This is a genomic window from Apibacter sp. ESL0432 (assembly GCF_019469225.1).
Classification (GTDB): Bacteria; Bacteroidota; Bacteroidia; order Flavobacteriales; family Weeksellaceae; genus Apibacter.
This window is the reverse complement of record NZ_CP048266.1, coordinates 1363863-1382006: the sequence shown is the minus strand read 5'-3', so window position 1 is coordinate 1382006 and position 18144 is coordinate 1363863. Positions and strand designations below refer to the sequence as shown.

At 26.4% G+C, this 18144-nt stretch carries 14 protein-coding genes; 13 read left to right on the top strand and 1 reads right to left on the bottom strand.

What is annotated here, in order from left to right; genetic code table 11:
• The first annotated feature begins 27 nt into the window (after nucleotides 1-27).
• Nucleotides 28-450 (top strand): DUF4359 domain-containing protein, encoded by a 423-nt coding sequence (locus tag GYM73_RS05825; RefSeq protein ID WP_220233256.1) that lies wholly within the window; start codon nucleotides 28-30, stop codon nucleotides 448-450.
• 165 nt (nucleotides 451-615) lie between these two features.
• Here the strand turns inward: GYM73_RS05825 and surE are convergent, their stop codons facing one another.
• Nucleotides 616-1392, bottom strand: a complete 777-nt coding sequence (gene surE / locus GYM73_RS05820; protein ID WP_220233255.1) for a 5'/3'-nucleotidase SurE — start codon at nucleotides 1390-1392, stop codon at nucleotides 616-618.
• 108 nt (nucleotides 1393-1500) lie between these two features.
• Here surE and GYM73_RS05815 point away from each other — a divergent pair, with 108 nt between their 5' ends.
• The 12 genes from GYM73_RS05815 to GYM73_RS05760 all read left to right on the top strand — a co-directional run bounded on the left by GYM73_RS05815 (nucleotide 1501) and on the right by GYM73_RS05760 (nucleotide 17890).
• The gene (locus GYM73_RS05815; protein ID WP_220233254.1) at nucleotides 1501-3645 is read left to right on the top strand and encodes a carboxy terminal-processing peptidase; all 2145 of its coding nucleotides are present in this window, start codon (nucleotides 1501-1503) and stop codon (nucleotides 3643-3645) included.
• Between the two features lie 105 nt (nucleotides 3646-3750).
• Nucleotides 3751-5808 carry a polyphosphate kinase 1 gene (gene ppk1 / locus GYM73_RS05810; protein WP_160566531.1) on the top strand — a complete coding sequence of 686 codons (2058 nt, stop codon included), beginning with the start codon at nucleotides 3751-3753 and terminating at the stop codon, nucleotides 5806-5808.
• Nucleotides 5805-6704, top strand: a complete 900-nt coding sequence (locus GYM73_RS05805) for an exopolyphosphatase (protein ID WP_160543174.1) — start codon at nucleotides 5805-5807, stop codon at nucleotides 6702-6704. The genes ppk1 and GYM73_RS05805 overlap by 4 nt, the downstream gene beginning before the upstream one ends.
• 481 nt (nucleotides 6705-7185) lie before the next feature.
• Nucleotides 7186-7971, top strand: coding sequence for a polysaccharide biosynthesis/export family protein (locus tag GYM73_RS05800; protein WP_160543173.1), 786 nt, complete (start codon nucleotides 7186-7188; stop codon nucleotides 7969-7971).
• 13 nt (nucleotides 7972-7984) lie between these two features.
• Nucleotides 7985-10387, top strand: a complete 2403-nt coding sequence (locus GYM73_RS05795) for a tyrosine-protein kinase family protein (RefSeq protein WP_220233253.1) — start codon at nucleotides 7985-7987, stop codon at nucleotides 10385-10387.
• 59 nt (nucleotides 10388-10446) lie between these two features.
• The gene (locus GYM73_RS05790; protein WP_160543171.1) at nucleotides 10447-11988 is read left to right on the top strand and encodes a lipopolysaccharide biosynthesis protein; all 1542 of its coding nucleotides are present in this window, start codon (nucleotides 10447-10449) and stop codon (nucleotides 11986-11988) included.
• A gap of 311 nt (nucleotides 11989-12299) precedes the next feature.
• The gene (locus GYM73_RS05785) at nucleotides 12300-13034 is read left to right on the top strand and encodes a glycosyltransferase family 32 protein (protein WP_220233252.1); all 735 of its coding nucleotides are present in this window, start codon (nucleotides 12300-12302) and stop codon (nucleotides 13032-13034) included.
• Nucleotides 13021-13959 carry a glycosyltransferase gene (locus GYM73_RS05780; protein ID WP_220233251.1) on the top strand — a complete coding sequence of 313 codons (939 nt, stop codon included), beginning with the start codon at nucleotides 13021-13023 and terminating at the stop codon, nucleotides 13957-13959. Before GYM73_RS05785 ends, GYM73_RS05780 begins: the two co-directional genes overlap by 14 nt.
• On the top strand, nucleotides 13956-14951 hold the full coding sequence (locus GYM73_RS05775; protein WP_220233250.1) for a glycosyltransferase family 2 protein: 996 nt from the start codon (nucleotides 13956-13958) through the stop codon (nucleotides 14949-14951). Before GYM73_RS05780 ends, GYM73_RS05775 begins: the two co-directional genes overlap by 4 nt.
• Complete coding sequence (locus tag GYM73_RS05770) at nucleotides 14948-15847, top strand: glycosyltransferase family 2 protein (protein ID WP_220233249.1); 900 nt, start codon at nucleotides 14948-14950, stop codon at nucleotides 15845-15847. The genes GYM73_RS05775 and GYM73_RS05770 overlap by 4 nt, the downstream gene beginning before the upstream one ends.
• Complete coding sequence (locus GYM73_RS05765; protein WP_220233248.1) at nucleotides 15844-16728, top strand: beta-1,6-N-acetylglucosaminyltransferase; 885 nt, start codon at nucleotides 15844-15846, stop codon at nucleotides 16726-16728. The genes GYM73_RS05770 and GYM73_RS05765 overlap by 4 nt, the downstream gene beginning before the upstream one ends.
• Nucleotides 16706-17890, top strand: a complete 1185-nt coding sequence (locus tag GYM73_RS05760; protein WP_220233247.1) for a glycosyltransferase family 4 protein — start codon at nucleotides 16706-16708, stop codon at nucleotides 17888-17890. Before GYM73_RS05765 ends, GYM73_RS05760 begins: the two co-directional genes overlap by 23 nt.
• Nucleotides 17891-18144: the final 254 nt, after the last annotated feature.

The following is an 18144-nucleotide window of genomic DNA, read 5'->3' as shown; positions in this document are numbered from 1 at the left end:
CCTTTACAACTGCTAATTTGAAGAATTATGAAATTAAGGTATTTATTTATTTTTGTTATTATACTACTGAATGGTAGTCTTTTTATTACTAATCCGGACAAAGAAATGCACCAAGCATTTATAAAAGATAAATTAACGTCCATTATGAATCAGAAAATGGGGGATGAACTAAATGAAAACAAAGATCCTCATCTTAAATTTTTAGCTGAATTTAGTAAGAATATTATTCCCGTCATCAGTGATAAGATCGTTACTTACATGATGGATACTCATATACGAAGAGAAAATTATTATCTGTTTTCTACCATTCAAATCTTATATCATGATCAATGGAAAACTATCGGATTAGGTATATTCGATAAAATATTCTTATTTCCTAAAGTAGAGGAAGAAATTCAAAAAGTTGATTTTAAGAAAGAATTTAATAAACTATTGCAAAATAATCCTTAATATCAATATGATTTTAAATTGTTTTGAAGAGAAAAGCTTAATATAGAATCTATTTTTTATTATTCAATATAGCAAAAAGAATTATCCCCAAAATTGCAAAAATACATATACCAATAACAACCAACATTTGAAATATTTCTTTTTTAAAATTTATTTAAAATCAAATTATTTTATTTCAAAATTCCATTGTTTAATTTTTTCCATAAAATGGTAAGCAGTTAAATCAAATTGAACGGGAACTATACTTATAAAATTATTCTCTAACGCCCATTCGTCCGTGTCATCTCCCTTATCTGAGTTACACCAGTTACCCGTCATCCAATAATAAGTTTTGCCTTTAGGATCAATTCGACGGTCAAATTCTTCATCCCAATGAGCATTTGCCTGTCTGCAAATTTTAATTCCTTGAATATCTTTTTCTTCGGCTTTAGGAATATTTACGTTGAGAACGACCCCTTCCGGTAATCCATACTTTAAAATATTTTCACATATTGATTTTATATGTTTTCTGGCTGATTTGAAATTTGCATTATATGAAAAATCGCAAAGAGAGAAACCAACGGAAGGAATTCCTTCAATACCTCCTTCAATGGCAGCAGACATCGTTCCGGAGTAAATTACATTAATTGAGGAATTGGAACCGTGATTAATTCCGGAGACACAAATATCCGGTTTTCGGGGTAATAATTGATCAATGGCTAATTTCACACAATCCACAGGAGTACCGCTACAAGCCCATTCTCTGCGGGAATCATTTTCAATATACATTTTTTCTGCACGAATAGTGGAATGAATGGTTACTGCATGTCCCATTCCACTTTGAGGCTTATCCGGAGCAACAACATATACTTCACCGATTTCATTCATAATATCAATCAACTCACGTATTCCCGGAGCATTGATTCCGTCGTCATTGGTAACTAAGATTAAAGGCTTTTCCATAGGATTTCAATGAAATTTAAAATTTATAACAAAACTAAGATTTTTCCTTGTAAAAATATAGTATCTTTGAATTTATTTTTTAAAATTACAAATAATATACGTAAACCGATGCTTAATTTAAAAAAGACCTGGATATTTTTATCGCTATGTTCCATGAGCCTGTTAGTGTTTTGTTTTAATGCTTCTTCTCATGCCGACAATGAAAGAGAGATAATTAAAAGAGTTAGAGAAACACTACTTTTTACAAGCTATGCGCCTAAAAATTTAGATGTGTCTTATTCAAGGGATGTTTTTAAAAAATATATGGAAGACTTAGATCCGTTTAAAAGATATTTTCTGGATTCTGATATGGATGAGTTTTCTGAATACAGAGATAAAATGAGTGATATGTTTATTAATAATGATGTTTCATTTTATCATTTAACTATCGATAGGTTGTATAAAAGAATTGATGAAACGGAACAATATGTTAATGATATTTTCAGTCAGCCAATTACCTTCTCTAATGATGATTATTTTTATTCTGATGATAAAAAAAGAAAATTCCCAAAAAATAAAGATCAGGCAAAACAGTATTGGAAATCTTACATTAAATATAGAATACTACAGGAAATATTTAATACTCAAAACGTAAAAGATAGCATTAATACTAGTGACTCCATAAAAACGGATTCGATCAGTAAAAAAGTTACCAAAAAAATTGAAAAGCCTAAAACAAAAGAAGAAATAGAAGCAGATGCCGTAAAAAAAGTTAAAGAAAACTTGTCAGAATACTTTAGACAAATAAAATTAAGAAAAAAATCTGATCTATTTTCCATATTTGTCAATGCATACACGGAAGTTTTTGACATTCACACTACCTACTTTTCACCTAAAGATAAAGAAAATTTTAACAGCTCTATAAGTGGTAAAATTATAGGAATTGGTGCAACATTACAAGATATTAAAGGATATCCTACGATCAGGGAACTAGTAATTGGTGGTCCGGCTTGGAAATCTAAAGAAATTGAGGCAGGAGATAAAATAATTAAAGTACAACAAGGTAAAAATGGTAATCCGGTAAGTGTAGTAGGAATGTTATTAGATGATGCCATTCGATTAATAAGAGGTGAAGAAAAAACTACGGTAGTATTAACTTTAGAGAAAAAGGACGGAAGTACCAAAACGGTAACTTTAGTAAGAGAGGAAATTGAAATTCAAGAAACCTTTGTTAGAAGTGCGATTATAACGGATGAAAAAGGTAATAAATTCGGTATATTGTATTTGCCAGAATTTTATGTGAATCTAGAGAGTAACAGTAAAGGTAGAGATTGTTCCGATGATATCAAAAGAGAAATTAATGAATTAAAAAAGCAAGGAATTACCGGTTTGATTATGGACGTAAGAAACAACGGGGGAGGATCATTGTCTGAGGTGGTTGATATAACCGGATTATTTGTAGGAAAGGGGCCCGTAGTTCAAGTGAAAGATTCCGGTGGAAAAATAAAAGTATTAGACAGCAAAGAAAAAGATATTGTTTGGGATGGGCCTTTAATTCTTATGACCAATGAACTTTCAGCGTCTGCGTCAGAAATACTGGCCGGAGCTATGCAAGATTATCATAGGGCTGTGGTTGTCGGACCTTCTCAAACATATGGTAAAGGAACGGTACAAACTATCTTTCCTTTGGATCGATTTGGTATGAAAGACGATAAGTTCGGGGCCTTAAAGGTAACTATTCAAAAATTTTATAGGATAAACGGAAGTTCAACTCAGTTGAAAGGGGTAAATTCCGATATAGTTATTCCCGGTATTTTTTCCTATTCTGATATCTTTGAAAAGTCTCAAGAATATGCTTTACCGTGGGATCAGATATATCCAACAAATTATTCTACCTGGAATGGTACTCCTAAAATAGATTATGAATATCTTAAAGCAAGAAGTGCAGAAAGATTAAAAGGCAGTACCTATGTTTCGTCTATAGAGAAAGCAGGTAAATGGACAAAAGAATTGGAAAAGATTACTAAAATTCCGCTAAAGTATGATAAGTTTATGCAGGAAATGAATAAAAGAAGGGATCAAAGTAAAGTATATGAAAAGGAAACTAATTTTGATGCAAAAATAAAAGTAGAGGCTCCGGCTTACGAGTTAGTCAAGTTTAAAGAAGATACTGTCCTTAAAGCAAAACGTGAAGATTGGTACAAAGGAATGAAAAAAGATTTTAACCTTAGAGAATCTGTCAATGTTTTAAATGATATTATTAATAAAAAGTAATTGAACAATAGTAAAAACAATCCATAAATTTTATGGATTGTTTTTTTTTAACCCATTTGAAAATAGAATAAATTTTTTTAGATTTAATTATAATAAATTTTAGTCATGGATAGATCTAATTTTCGATATATCAATAGGGAAATAAGTTGGCTTAAATTCAACTCTCGAGTACTTCAAGAGGCAATGGATAAAAAAAATCCTTTATTGGAAAGACTTCGTTTTTTAGGAATATATTCTAACAATTTAGATGAATTTTATAAAGTAAGGTATGCTTATATAGCTCGAATGGTTCAATTCAACAGAAAATATAATAATATTGTTGAGAGTCAAGAAGATGTAAATTTATTGGAAGAGATTAATATGACGGTTGCTCATCAGCAAGAAAAATATGATAAATTGTATGAACAAATTATTAAGGAGCTGGCTAAAGAAAAAACCTTATTAGTTGATGATAAGACCTTACCCGAGAGTTTGAAACCTTTCGTTCAAGATTTTTTTGAAAATAAATTAAGTCATAATTTAACTATATTATATTGGAAAGAGGGAGATAAAACAATCAACCTTAGAGATAATGTTTTTTATTTAATAGTAACCATGACTAAAAAAAATGGAAATCAACAATATGCACTTATTGAAGTTCCTTCGGACAGATTTTCGCGTTTTTTAGTCTTACCTGATATTAATGATAAACATTATGTAATATTTCTTGAGGATATTATTAGATATCATTTAAAAGATATCTTTCAATTTTTTAAATTCGAGACCATCGAGGGTAAATCCATAAAATTAACGAAAGATGCGGATCTGTCCATTGATAACGATGTGCAAGTCAGTTATGTAGATAGCATAGCCGTTGCCTTAAAAGAAAGATTAAAAGGATTACCGGTCCGCTTAGTATACGATAAAACTATTGATCCTAAAACGCTCAGGTTCTTAAAGAAAATGTTTGATCTTGATGAATACGATAGTTTAGCACCCGGAGGAAAATATCATAATAAAAAAGATTTTATGAAATTTCCTACCTTAGGGCGACAAGATCTGGAATATAAAAAAATAGAACCTGTTATTCCTAAAATTTTAAAAGGAGAAAAAAACTATTTTAAGGCTTTTGCCAAAGAAGATACTTTACTTTATGCTCCGTATTATGATTATTCTGTTTTTTTAAAATTTTTAAGAGGAGCGGCTATCGATCCAAAAGTAAAAAAAATAAAAATAACCATATACAGGGTTGCCAGTGACTCCCAAGTTCTAAGTGCCATACTCAATGCTGCAAGGAATGGAAAAGAAGTAACGGCAGTTTTAGAATTAAGGGCAAGATTTGATGAAGCTCATAATATAAAATGGTCGAAGCAATTACAAGATGAAGGAGTCAAGGTAATTTTTGGAGTTCCCGGATTAAAAGTCCATTCAAAAATTGGAATTGTAGAAAGAGAACCTCAACGAGGTGCAGCTACTAAATATGCATTTATTTCAACAGGAAATTTTCATGAGGGTACCGCACGATTGTACACGGATTTTACTCTTTTTACAGCTAATGAAGCTATAGTAAAACAAGTGGACCAAGTTTTTGATTTTTTTAATGCCAATTATTTAGTTAAACATTATAAAGACATAGCAGTAAGCCCTTGGGGAATACGTCGAAAAATTATACAAGGTATTGAACGGGAAATAAACAATAAAAAAAACGGATTACCCGCGCAAATTAATATTAAAGTTAATAGTATATGTGATAAAGAAATCATTGATTATTTATATGAAGCCAGTAAAATGGGAGTGGAAGTTCGAATGGTCGTACGGGGCATTTGTTCTATTATCCCTCAAGTTCCCGGTTTAAGTGATCATATTAAAATAATTAGTGTTGTAGATAAATTTTTAGAGCATCCGCGAGTGTATTGGTTTAAAAATGGAGGTGATGACCTCATTTATATTTCATCGGCGGATATTATGGCAAGAAATCTTGATCATAGAGTAGAAGTAGCATGTCCTATTATCAGCGCAAAAAATAAACAGGAGATTATGAAAATTTTCGAACTAGGTTTTAACGATAATGTCAAAGGACGTTTGATACAAGAAGGATTTGAGGAACCCTACCAGAAAAACAGAAAAAAGAAAAACCGTTCTCAAGAAACAATATACCAATATATTAAAGAGTTAAATAAATGATGAATATATTAACCTATGCTGCTATAGATATTGGTTCTAATGCAGTACGACTACTAATAAATACCATTTATGAAACTAAAGAAACTGTAACATTTAATAAGACCAGCTTAGTTCGTGTACCTATAAGATTGGGACAAGATGTTTTTACAGATAAGAAAATATCTAAAAAAACTATGGTGCGGTTAAATGATGCAATGACAGCTTATAGCTTATTGATGAAAGTTTATAATGTGGATGAGTATAGAGCATTTGCAACCTCTGCTATGCGAGAAGCTTCAAATTCCAAAGATGTTATCAATTATATAAAAGACAAAAGTGGAATTAAAATAGATATCATCTCCGGAGAAGAAGAAGCAAAGATCATTTTTAGTTCAGAACTTAAAAATTTTTTGTATTCCGATAATTATTATTTATTCGTAGATGTTGGAGGGGGCAGTACGGAAATATCCCTTTTAAATAAAGGTAAAGTTCATCATAGTCAATCTTTTCCTATAGGAACCGTTAGATTATTAGATAAAAAGGTAGATGAAAATTATCTAACAAATGTCATTAAACCCTGGGTGACTAAAATAACAAAAGGTAAATCCGTGGATTTAATAGGATCAGGAGGAAATATAAATTTTGTATTTAAAAATTCAGGAAAAAAAGAAGGTAAATTTCTTTCGGCTTCTTATATACATCATCAGTACGAACTATATAAAGGCATTTCTTATGAGGAAAGAATTGAAAAATTTAATATGAAACCGGATAGGGCAGATGTAATTGTTCCGGCATTATTAATATATAATTCGGTCATGAAATTTGCACATTCCACACGAATTCATGTTCCAAAAATTGGTGCTGCTGATGGCATGATTAATTTAATGTATAAGAAAATAAATAATAAATTAAGGTAGATTAATAGTTGTTCTTATTTTTATTGATATAAATTATTTATTAATTATATTTATAATTATAAATTTTACCATTAAAAAGTATATAATTTTTGGATAATTTATTATATAAACATTTTACAATCTGTTTTTTTGTTAATTAATGATAAAATTTAGCTCTTAAATATTAACAATTCCTCAAAGTTATTTATTGATTAATTATATAGTTTTTAGCTAATTTAAAGATAAAAGTAAACCTAAATTTTAAATTAAATTTATATTTTGAAATTAAAAGTAAAATAGTTTATTTTTGTGAATTAAAATAAAAATTAAGAGAAAAATTTTATACAACCTAAAAGACGATCTTTTTATATTTCTAAATTAAGATTTATTATTAATATATAAAGGTTGTTTTTAGTTAAATTATAAGATTATATAGTATAGTATTATTATAATTTAAAAGATTTTAAATAAATTTTTAAGTATAAAACTAATGAATAAACTAATGAAAAAAACTAGTTCTTATATTGTTTCAATAATAGTAGTATTATTCCTTATTTGCCTTTCATCTTGCGCTTCAAAAAAAAAACTATATTATTTTCAAGGTAATGAAACTATATTAAAAGAAGTGTATAAATATGTGCCAACACTAAAACCGGATGATTTATTAATTATAACTATTTCTGCCTTAGATTTGGAATCAACACTTCCATTTAATCAACAGAGTCCTTATAATGCTAATGCAGCAGGCTCTGAAAGCATCACGTCTACCAACCCAAGATTGAAAACCTATTTGATAGATGAAAATGGTGAAATAGATTTTCCTGTTTTAGGGAAATTAAAATTAGGTGGATTAACTCGATCTCAGGCGATGGATTTTATGAGAGAAAAACTAAGAGTTTATATCAAAGACCCTTCTGTCAATATTCATATATCTAATTTTAGAATTACAGTATTAGGAGAAGTATCTAAACCGGGAACCTATACACTATCCAATGAAAAAATTACGATTTTAGAAGCCTTAGGTTTAGCAGGTGATTTAACAATTTATGGAAAAAGGAAAGATATAATAGTGATTCGTGATAAGGATGGAAATAAAACTTTTACACATGTTGATTTAACATCAAATGAAATTTTTAGATCTCCGGTATACTATTTATCTCAAAATGATGTGATTTATGTTCATCCGAATGGAGCAAAAACCAACTCATCGGCCTATAGTGCTACAAATTCTGTCTTTATATCTTTGGCAGGTATTATATTATCTGTGATTTCAATTATTACCCGTTAAATAATTATATATAATGAAAAATTATAATAAAAATTTTTATTCCAAAGAAGAAGATGATCTAGATATAAAAGATTTGGCTTATCGTTATTTATTATATTGGAAATGGATTATCTTTTCTATAATAATCACAATTTCTTTAGGGTTTTTATATTTGTATGTTACTCCTAAAAAATATTTATCAGAATCAAAAATTCTTATCAATACGGGTAATCACGATAATTTGGCTTTATCCGGAATGATGGAAATAACTGAATTTACGGATTTAACTAGGAATAATATAGATGATTGGATAGAAATGTTAAAATCACGTCGATTATTATCTAAAGTAATTGATAAATTAGATTTAAACGTTCAATATAGTGAGAAAAACGGGTTTATAACCAAACAAATTTATAAAAAAGATGCCGGTGTTTCGATAAAATTTATTGATGAAAAATCTAAATATTTAATTGATAAACCCATTAATTTAGAAGTTATTATTGATGATAATGAAAAATTTACATGTAAAGATTTAAAAAAAGACAGTGTATTTAATGGGAAATTTAATGAACCGGTGAAATTTCCTTTTGGAGATATACTTTTCGTTCGTAATCCAAAATCAGAATCTGGAGATCAATTATTTATATCCCTTAATCCCATAATCGATGTAACATTAGAATATATTAATTCTCTTGAAATTGAAAATGTTTCTAAAAATGGAAATATTATTAACTTAGGTTTACAAAGCATTTTACCAGAAAATGCAAATAAAGTTATAGATCTTTTAGTTTTACAACTTCAAGAGGATATTATTGATGATAAATACAAAATAGGCCAAAATACAATATCATTTATAAATGATAGATTATCATTGATATCTAAAGATTTAAGCAATGCAGATGATCATATGGAGAAGTTTAAATCGAGTAAAAAAATCATTGATGTTGAAACGGAAGGAAGAAAGCAAGTACAAGAATCTTCAAGAATAGAAGAACAGCTTAAACAATATTCTATACAGTTGAGCTTAATCGATTATATGGAAAACTTTATTGGTTCTAATAATAATTCTTTATTACCTTCAAATATTGGACTTAATGATGCGTCTATAGTATCTACTACACAAGAATTTAATAAATTAATACTTGAAAGAGATAATTTACTAAAAAGTTCAACCCCGGAAAATCCTATTGTTAAAAATTTAGATATTCAAATTCGTGATTATAATAATAATTTAAGAAAAAGTTTAAAAAATTATAAAAATTCAACTAGCATTGCTATTGGTAATTTGCAAAAGCAAATGGGGCAAGTTTCAAATAAAATATCAGATCTTCCGGCAAAAGAAAGAGGATTTAAAGATATTTTTAGAAAACAGCAGACTATAGAATCTTTATTTTTATTATTACTTCAAAAAAGAGAAGAAACAGAAATTGCTACCTCTTCAACCCCTAACGTAGTTAAAGTGGTGGATACAGCATATTATTCCAATCAACCGGTTTATCCTAAGCCCTATATTATTTTATTTATATCAGCCATAATGGGATTAATAATTCCAATGGGGATTTTATATGTAAATTTCTTTTTTGATGATAAAGTAAAATCTAAAAAAGAGATAGAAAATGTTATATCAAATTTTCCATTTTTAGGTTACATTCCAAAAGCAGAAAATGATATGGTTGATATCCAAAGTACTAATTCCTCTTCAGCTGAGGCATTTAGAATTTTACGAACTAATGTAAATTTTTTATTGTCTGAATCGGTATATAAAAATAAATGTATTTATGTTACCTCAACAATAAGTGGAGAAGGAAAAACTTATACATCCCTAAATTTAGCTTATACTTTAGCATTGGCTAATAAAAGAGTATTGTTGGTTGAGGCAGATATTCGCAAACCTAAAGTTAGAGAAAATTTAGGTATAAATAATAATTTAGAGGGTATTACAGAATATTTATCCGGGAATGTTTCGGATTTATCTAAAATAATATTTTCAAATTCTTATTCTAATAATAAAAAATCCGAACATTCTTTAAATATAGATATACTTCCTTCGGGTAGAATAGCTCCCAATCCTTCAGAATTATTAATGAATGGAAAATTTAAGGAAATAATTAAATATGGTAAGGATTATTATGATTATGTTATCATAGATACAGCTCCGGTAGGGGTAGTTACAGATACACTTTTGATAAATGAGTATGCTGATTTGGTTATATATCTAATAAGAGTCAACTACTTACAAAAGAATATGTTAGATATTTTGGTTCAGTTACAAGAAGAAGGAAAATTTGATAAACATAAAACAGCCATATTGATTAACAATGTGGATTTAAAAGGTGGTTACGGATATGAACGTTATAATCCATATGGATATAATCAAGAAAAAAAAGCATGGTATAAATATTTCACAATAAATCGAAGTAAAATTTTTCACCGTTGAAAATAAAATACTAATTAAAGGTAACTAACTAACTACAAATTGAAAATTTATTGCTAATCATGGAAGAAAAAAAACGCTTATTGGTAAATTTAGCAGCACAATTAAGTTCATTTATAGTTGGTTTTGTAATTAGTTTTTTTTTAACACCTTTTGTAATTAAAAAATTGGGTGCAGATGTATACGGTTATATAGGATTAGCAAATAATTTTGTATCGTATACATCGCTAATTTCGGTAGCTTTAAATTCAATGGCAACTCGTTTTATTACCGTAAGTTATCATAAAGGAAATTTAATTTTAGCAAAAAAATATTATTCTTCAGTTTATTATTCAAATATTTTTTTAGCTATAATAATACTATGTGTAGCGTTTTTAGTTGTTTTTTACTTAGATAACTTAATTAAAATAGATATACAGCAGCAATGGGAAGTGAAATTATTATTTGGACTTACCTTTTTAAATTCTGCCATTTCATTAATGTTTAATATTTATTTTGTTCCTCTTTTTATAAAAAATAGAACAGATATATCATCTGTACTTAATATTATTTCAAATATATTAAGGATTATATTTGTAGTAGTTCCTTTTTCATTATTTAAGCCACATTTATGGTATTATTCAATATCTGCCTTAATTAGTACTTTATTTATAGGTTTGTGTAATAAAAAAATAGCTGTAAAAATATTTCCGGATTTTAAAAATAACAAAAATTTATATGAATTTAAGTTAGTAAAAAAGATACTATTATCCGGTTGGTGGAATTTATTGAATAAATTGAGCGATATACTTTCAACAGGAATGGATTTATTATTAGCCAATGTTTTTATTAGCACCTTAGCTATGGGAACATTATCTATAAGTAAAACTATACCTACAATTATTTTATCATTGTGTGCTTCTGTAGCTATTATTTTTGCTCCAAAATTAACCGAATATTATGCTAAAGATAAAATTCTTGATTTACAAAACGAGATTCACAAAAATATTAGAATAATGGGTATTATTTCAATTTTACCTATACTAGTATTTATTATTCTTGGTGAAGATTTTTTTCAATTATGGTTACCCAATCAAGATCATCAAAAATTATATCAGCTTTCTTGTATTTCCCTTTTTTCATTAATGATTGCAATGCCACAAGAAAGCCTTTGGAATATATTTACTATAACGGATAAGATAAAAATTTCATCTTTAAGTCTTTTGTTTTTTAGTATTCTCATTTTTATTACAATTTTTATAAGTGTTAATTTTTTAAAAGATGATTATGATAAACTATTAGCAATTGTAATTTCAAGACTGGTATGGGGAGGTCTACGTTCTTTGACTTTTTTACCAATTTATGGAGCAAAATGTTTAAAATTAAAATGGAATACATTTTATCCGATAATATGTAAAAATTTAGCAATTTCTCTATGCTTATTAATACTATTTTTAATCATTAAATATTATTTTATTAAGATTGATGGATGGGGCACTTTAACTTTTTATTCAATCATTATATCCATTATAGTATTATTAATTATGAGTTTAGTTATGTTAACTAATAATCAAAAAAAGCAATTTAAAAGTATTATAAGGAATTTGATCATTAAATTTAAATAAAATTATTAATTTTTTAATTTTCAAGTATTAAAAGGCAGTTTCAGGATTTTAATAAAATAAAATATAAATAATATAAAACATTTAAATATAAAATAAATTAATTTATAAGATTTAAAATGAATATAATTATTAATGAATTAATGGTAAAATATTATAATTTATATATTTTAAATATATTTAAATTTATATCATTATGATAATTTAATTAGTTGTTTATAATTATTTTGATTTTAATAATAGCTTTATAATTAAAATTAAATAATAATTTGAAATAACTTTAGTTAAATATAGTAATTAAAATTATTTCTACTATGATACCAAAAATTATACATTACTGTTGGTTAGGTAAAAAACCATTGCCGGAGAATTTAGAAATATATATTAATTCCTGGAAAAAATATTTGCCGGAATATGAAATTATCTTATGGGATTTAGAAAAATTTGATATTGAAAAATCATTATGGGTAAAACAAGCATGTGATTCAAAAATGTATGCTTTTGCGACAGATTACATGCGATTATATGCATTATATAATTATGGAGGAATATATCTAGATACAGATGTTGAGGTTTTAAAAACATTTAATGATTTACTTCATTTGCCTTATTTTATTGGAAAAGAAAACACAAAATATGGAATTGAATCAGCAATATTAGGTGTAGAAAAAGGATGTGTGTGGATAAAAAAATGTTTGGATTATTATGATCATAGAAATTTTATTAAAGAGTCAGGAGTTTATGATATTGAACCATTACCTTCCATAATGAATAAGGTAATACGAGCTAATTTTAATTTAATTTCAATTCCAAGTATTGACAAAATAGATAATAATCAGGAAAACGTTTATATTTTACCGTTAGAATATTTTAGTCCCAAGAAATGGGATGATCCATCTGTTTTGAATTTAACGTGTAATACTTATACAATTCATCATTTTTACGGATCTTGGAAAAAAGATAAATCTAAATTTAACATTTCAAATAAAAATTTATTACGGAACAAGATAAAAAAGTTAATCAAAAAAATTTTTTATGTCAAGAATTAATCAGAATCTTATATCTGTAATAATTCCTGTTTATAATGTTGAGAATTATCTTGATAGGTGTATTACCAGTGTGATAAATCAAACATATAAAAATTTAGAAATACTATTGGTAAATGATGGATCAACAGATACGAGTGGTGAAATCTGTGATAATTATGCTCAGCAGGATGAAAGAATCAAAGTAATTCATAAAAAAAATGGTGGGTTATCCAGCGCAAGAAATGCAGGTTTAGATATTTCGAAAGGTGATTTTATAGGTTTTTTGGATAGTGATGATTTTATAGCATTAGAATATTATGAAATATTGTTCAAAATATTAGCAGAATCAAATAGTGATTTATCATTTTGTAGCTTTCAACGCTTTTATAATTATGATGAATTAAAAAAAATTGATTTAAATAATTATACTATAGATATTTTTCAAAATAATAAAATTTTTGATGATTTTTATAACAAATCAAATTTCGTTGAAAATGTAATAGTATGGAATAAACTTTACAAAAAAGAAATATGGAATTCTTTAAGATTTCCGATAGGAAGATTTCATGAAGATGAATTTATATGTCATGAAATATTTTTTTTATCACAAAAAATAGCTAAAGTTGATTTAAAAATGTACTATTACCTTCAAAGGGAAGGGAGTATAATGAGCAATAATAATTATTTAGAAAAATTTATTGATATTCTAGACTCAAATAATTTAAGATTACAATTTAGCAAAAAAAATAATCTGCAAAAGCTATATAATGATACGTTAAAACTTCGATATAGAAGATTAAACAATATTTATCAACTAATACCCTATGAAAAACTTACTCCATCCATACAATCGGAGATAAAAAAATCATGGATTCATTTTAGTTTAAAAGATAAAATAAAGGTTGCTATTTTCTACTGTACTAATTTATTAAAATTAAAAAAATGAATTCATTAGTATCAATTATTATTCCGGTTTATAATGTAGAAGAGTATTTGGATGAATGTTTGAATTCAGTAATTAAACAAACGTATTCTAACGTTGAAATTATAATTATTAATGATGGATCTACCGATCGAAGTGTAGACATAATAGACAAATATAAAAAGAAAGATAATAGGATAAAGGTTTTTTCAATTAGTAACAGTGGACAAGGTAAAGCAAGAAATATCGGTATCAATAATTCTTTAGGAGAATATATCTATTTTTTAGATTCAGATGACTTTATTGAAGCTCAAACTATTGAAATTTTAGTAAATTCAATTTCTAAGAATAACATTTGTATTTTTAATGCTGTTTCTTTTATACACGAATCAGGTAAAATTGTATCCTCTAAATATTTCGAAATAAATGAAGAAGATCTAAAGAAGGAAATAAAGATAGGGAATCAAATTAAATATTTAGCTCCTTGGATTTCTCCCTGGTCAAAATTATATTCTAAAAAATTTATTCAAAACAATAATATTTATTTTCCTGAAGGTATCTATGGTGAGGATGTTGAATTCTGGTTAAGATGTATCATATCTACTAACAAAATAACTTATGTAGACTACTATGGATATCACAGAAGATATAGAAGTAATTCAACTATGACCGGAGGCAGCATCAAAAATTTAAAAGATAGAATATATTCAATGGATCGATTGATAAATTTAGATCCTTTCTCAAAACAGCTTAGGTTATTTGTTTTACAATATCTATTAGATATTTGGCGTCAATCATACCAAAAGAATGATCAAGAATTAATTGAATATGCTAAGTTGAAATTTTCGGAATATAATGCCAAAAGCTTATGTGAAAATGTAAATATTTTATATAAGGTAAGATATATTTTATTTTATAAACCAATAGTAAATAATCGTATGTTACTGGTAAACATAGATAAATTGTTATTTAAATTAATAAAATTCTGCAACTTATTTAGTTTTAACGATAAATGATTAACTATACTATAATAATTCCACATAAAAACTCCATTAAATATCTACAAAGATGTTTAGATTCTATTCCGGATAAAAATGATATACAAATTATTATTGTTGACGATAATAGCGATGCTGTTGAAATAAATAATTTTCCGGGATTAAATAAAAAAAATACAGAAGTATATTTTACTAAAGAAGGAAAAGGAGCCGGATATGCAAGAAATATCGGATTATCTCATGCAAAAGGTAAATGGCTGTTATTTGCTGATGCAGATGATTATTTTAATGATGGATTTTACAATGTCATTGAAAAATATGTGAACTCAGATTATGAAATAATTTACTTTTCAGCAACAAGTATAGATAATAATTCAGGTGCAAAGGCAAATAGAAATAAAAACATAGTTAAAGTAATAAATAATTTTAATAAAGAAAAGTATAAAACCTTTGAAGATTTAATTTTTAAGAATTGGACACCTTGGAGTAAGATGTTTAAACATAAATATATAAAACAAAAGAATTTATTATTTGAAGAAGTAAAAGTCGGTAATGATGCTTTATTTGTTTTAGAATCGGGAATAAACGCCAAAAAAATTGCTGTAGATAAATATCCTATTTATTGTGTTACCTATAGCCCAAATAGTCTGACCTATACAATTACCAGTGAAAAAAGATTTGATGAAAGATTCAATGCAAAAATTAGAATTAATAATTATTTACATAATATACAACAAAACAAATATAAAATACCATTAGGAGAAGACATAGTTATTTCAATGAATTACGGATTTAATAAATTTTTCAATGCAATAACTCAAGCAAAAAAAAATAATAATAAAATTATTTTTAGTATTGGCAAATCATTAATAAAAAGATTTTTAAAAAAATTTAATTTTAAAAACTACCTATGAAACAAGCAATATTAATATTAGGTTATCAAGATATTAATAATATAATTAGAATAATACATTATTTTGATGATTGCTTTGAATTTTATATACATATAGATAAAAAAAGTAAAGCCGATTTATCACGACTTTATACCATCAAAAATAAATCACTAAATATTTACAGAAAATATGTAGTGAATTGGGGAGGGATTTCCATTATGAAAGTTGCCTTATTTTTAGTTAAAAAAGCATTAGAGAATGATAGTAATAAATATTTTCATTTGATCAGTGAACAAGATTTTCCAATTAAACCATTAAGTTATTTTTATGATTTAGCTAAAGAAAATAAAAACTATTTAGTGTTCGAAAAATTGCCTAAAAAAGTTTGGGATGGAAATGGGGGACTTGATCGTATACATTATTATCATTTTAATGATTTCTTCAATGCACGGAAATTTGGACGCGGAAAATTATTAAAACTGTTAATTCACCTTCAAAAAACATTGAAAATAAAGAGATCTTATGAAGAACATTTACCTCAATTATATGGAGGTAGTATGTGGTGGAGTTTAACAAGAGAAGTTTTACTTTATGTTATTCATGAGAGCGAAAATAATACTTTTCTAATAAATAGATTAAACTATACCCTTATACCGGATGAAATATATTTTCAAACAATTTTAGTCAATTCACCCTATTTAAAAAATATTATTAATGATAATTTAAGATATATAGATTGGACCTATAGGGGAGGTAGCAGACCTGCTTTTTTAGATATGAGCGATTATAATAAATTGATTACTTCGAATAAAATATTTGCTAGAAAGTTTAATGAGAATTCGCAAGTTTTAATTAATAAACTAAATGAAATAATAAAATATGAAAAAAATTTTATTAATTAATACTTTATATTACCCATATATTGGTGGTGGTGCAGAAATAATTTTTCAACAACAGGTTGAAGGTTTAAAAAAAAGAGGATATGATGTAGCTGTATTGACAACCGGAAAAAATGAAAATTTAATTAAAGAATATATAAATGGAATTAAAATATATAGAGCCGGTATAAAAAATTTTTATTGGCATTATGGAAATAACAAATCCAATAATAAATTGATTAAACTTCTTTGGCATTTGAGAGATTCGTATAATATAGAAATGAAAAAATATATAAATGTCATTATAGATATGGAAAATCCGGATCTTATTATATGCCATAATCTAGCCGGGTTTTCAATATCGATTTGGGACGAAATAAAAAAAAGAAATGTAAAAGTAATTCAAGTATTACATGATTTGTATTTATTATGTGCAAATAGTACTATGTTTAGAAAAGAGCATACTTGTAAAAAGCAATGCACTATTTGTAGGACATTAAGAAGAATTCATAAGTATAAATCAGAAAAGGTTGATGTTTTAGTTGGGGTCAGTAAATTCGTAATTCAAAAAATGTCCAATTATAATTATTTTACTACGGTTAGAAAACACATAATTTATAATGCCCAAAATATTAACTATGTAGATAAAGTAAAAATATGGGATGGAAAGGATATTTTTAAAATAGGATATATAGGATCTTTAACTCAATCAAAAGGTCTAGAATGGTTAATTACTCAATTTAACAAATTAAATATTAATGCAAAATTATTAATTGCAGGAAAAGGAGAATTGAATTACGAAAAATATCTTAAGCAACTTTCCAATGATAAAATTGAATTCTTAGGATATACTGACTCATCAGAATTTTACAAAAATGTACATATAATTTGTCTGCCTTCAATATGTGAAGACAACCTACCGGGAGTAGCTTATGAAGCCTCTGCAAATAACATACCCGTAATAGCTTCAATGCGTGGAGGTATACCGGAAATAATAATAGATATGGTAAATGGTTTATTAATAGATCCAGAACAGGAAGACTCTTTGGGGAAAGCAATTTTAAAATTATATAATGATAAAAAATTATTTAAAAAATTATCACAACAAGGTAGAAATAGTGTTGAAACTTTTTTAAATGTAGATAAAATGTTAGATAAATATGAATCTATTATTGAAAATTTATGAAGTTGTATAAATATATAGTATCGATACTTATAGTTGCAGCAATGCAATTAACAGATTATAAAATTTTAGATATAAAATTTGGTGATGTATTGTCTTTATATTGTGTTTTTGTGTTTATTATTTTAATTACCCACACTAAATTACCAAAATTTTATTTTCAATTAATATTAGTTTTTTTTCTTTTATTTCTTTTTTCTTTAATAACTGCGTTATACATTAAATTTTATTTGCCTCCAAATATAAATTTTTTAAAA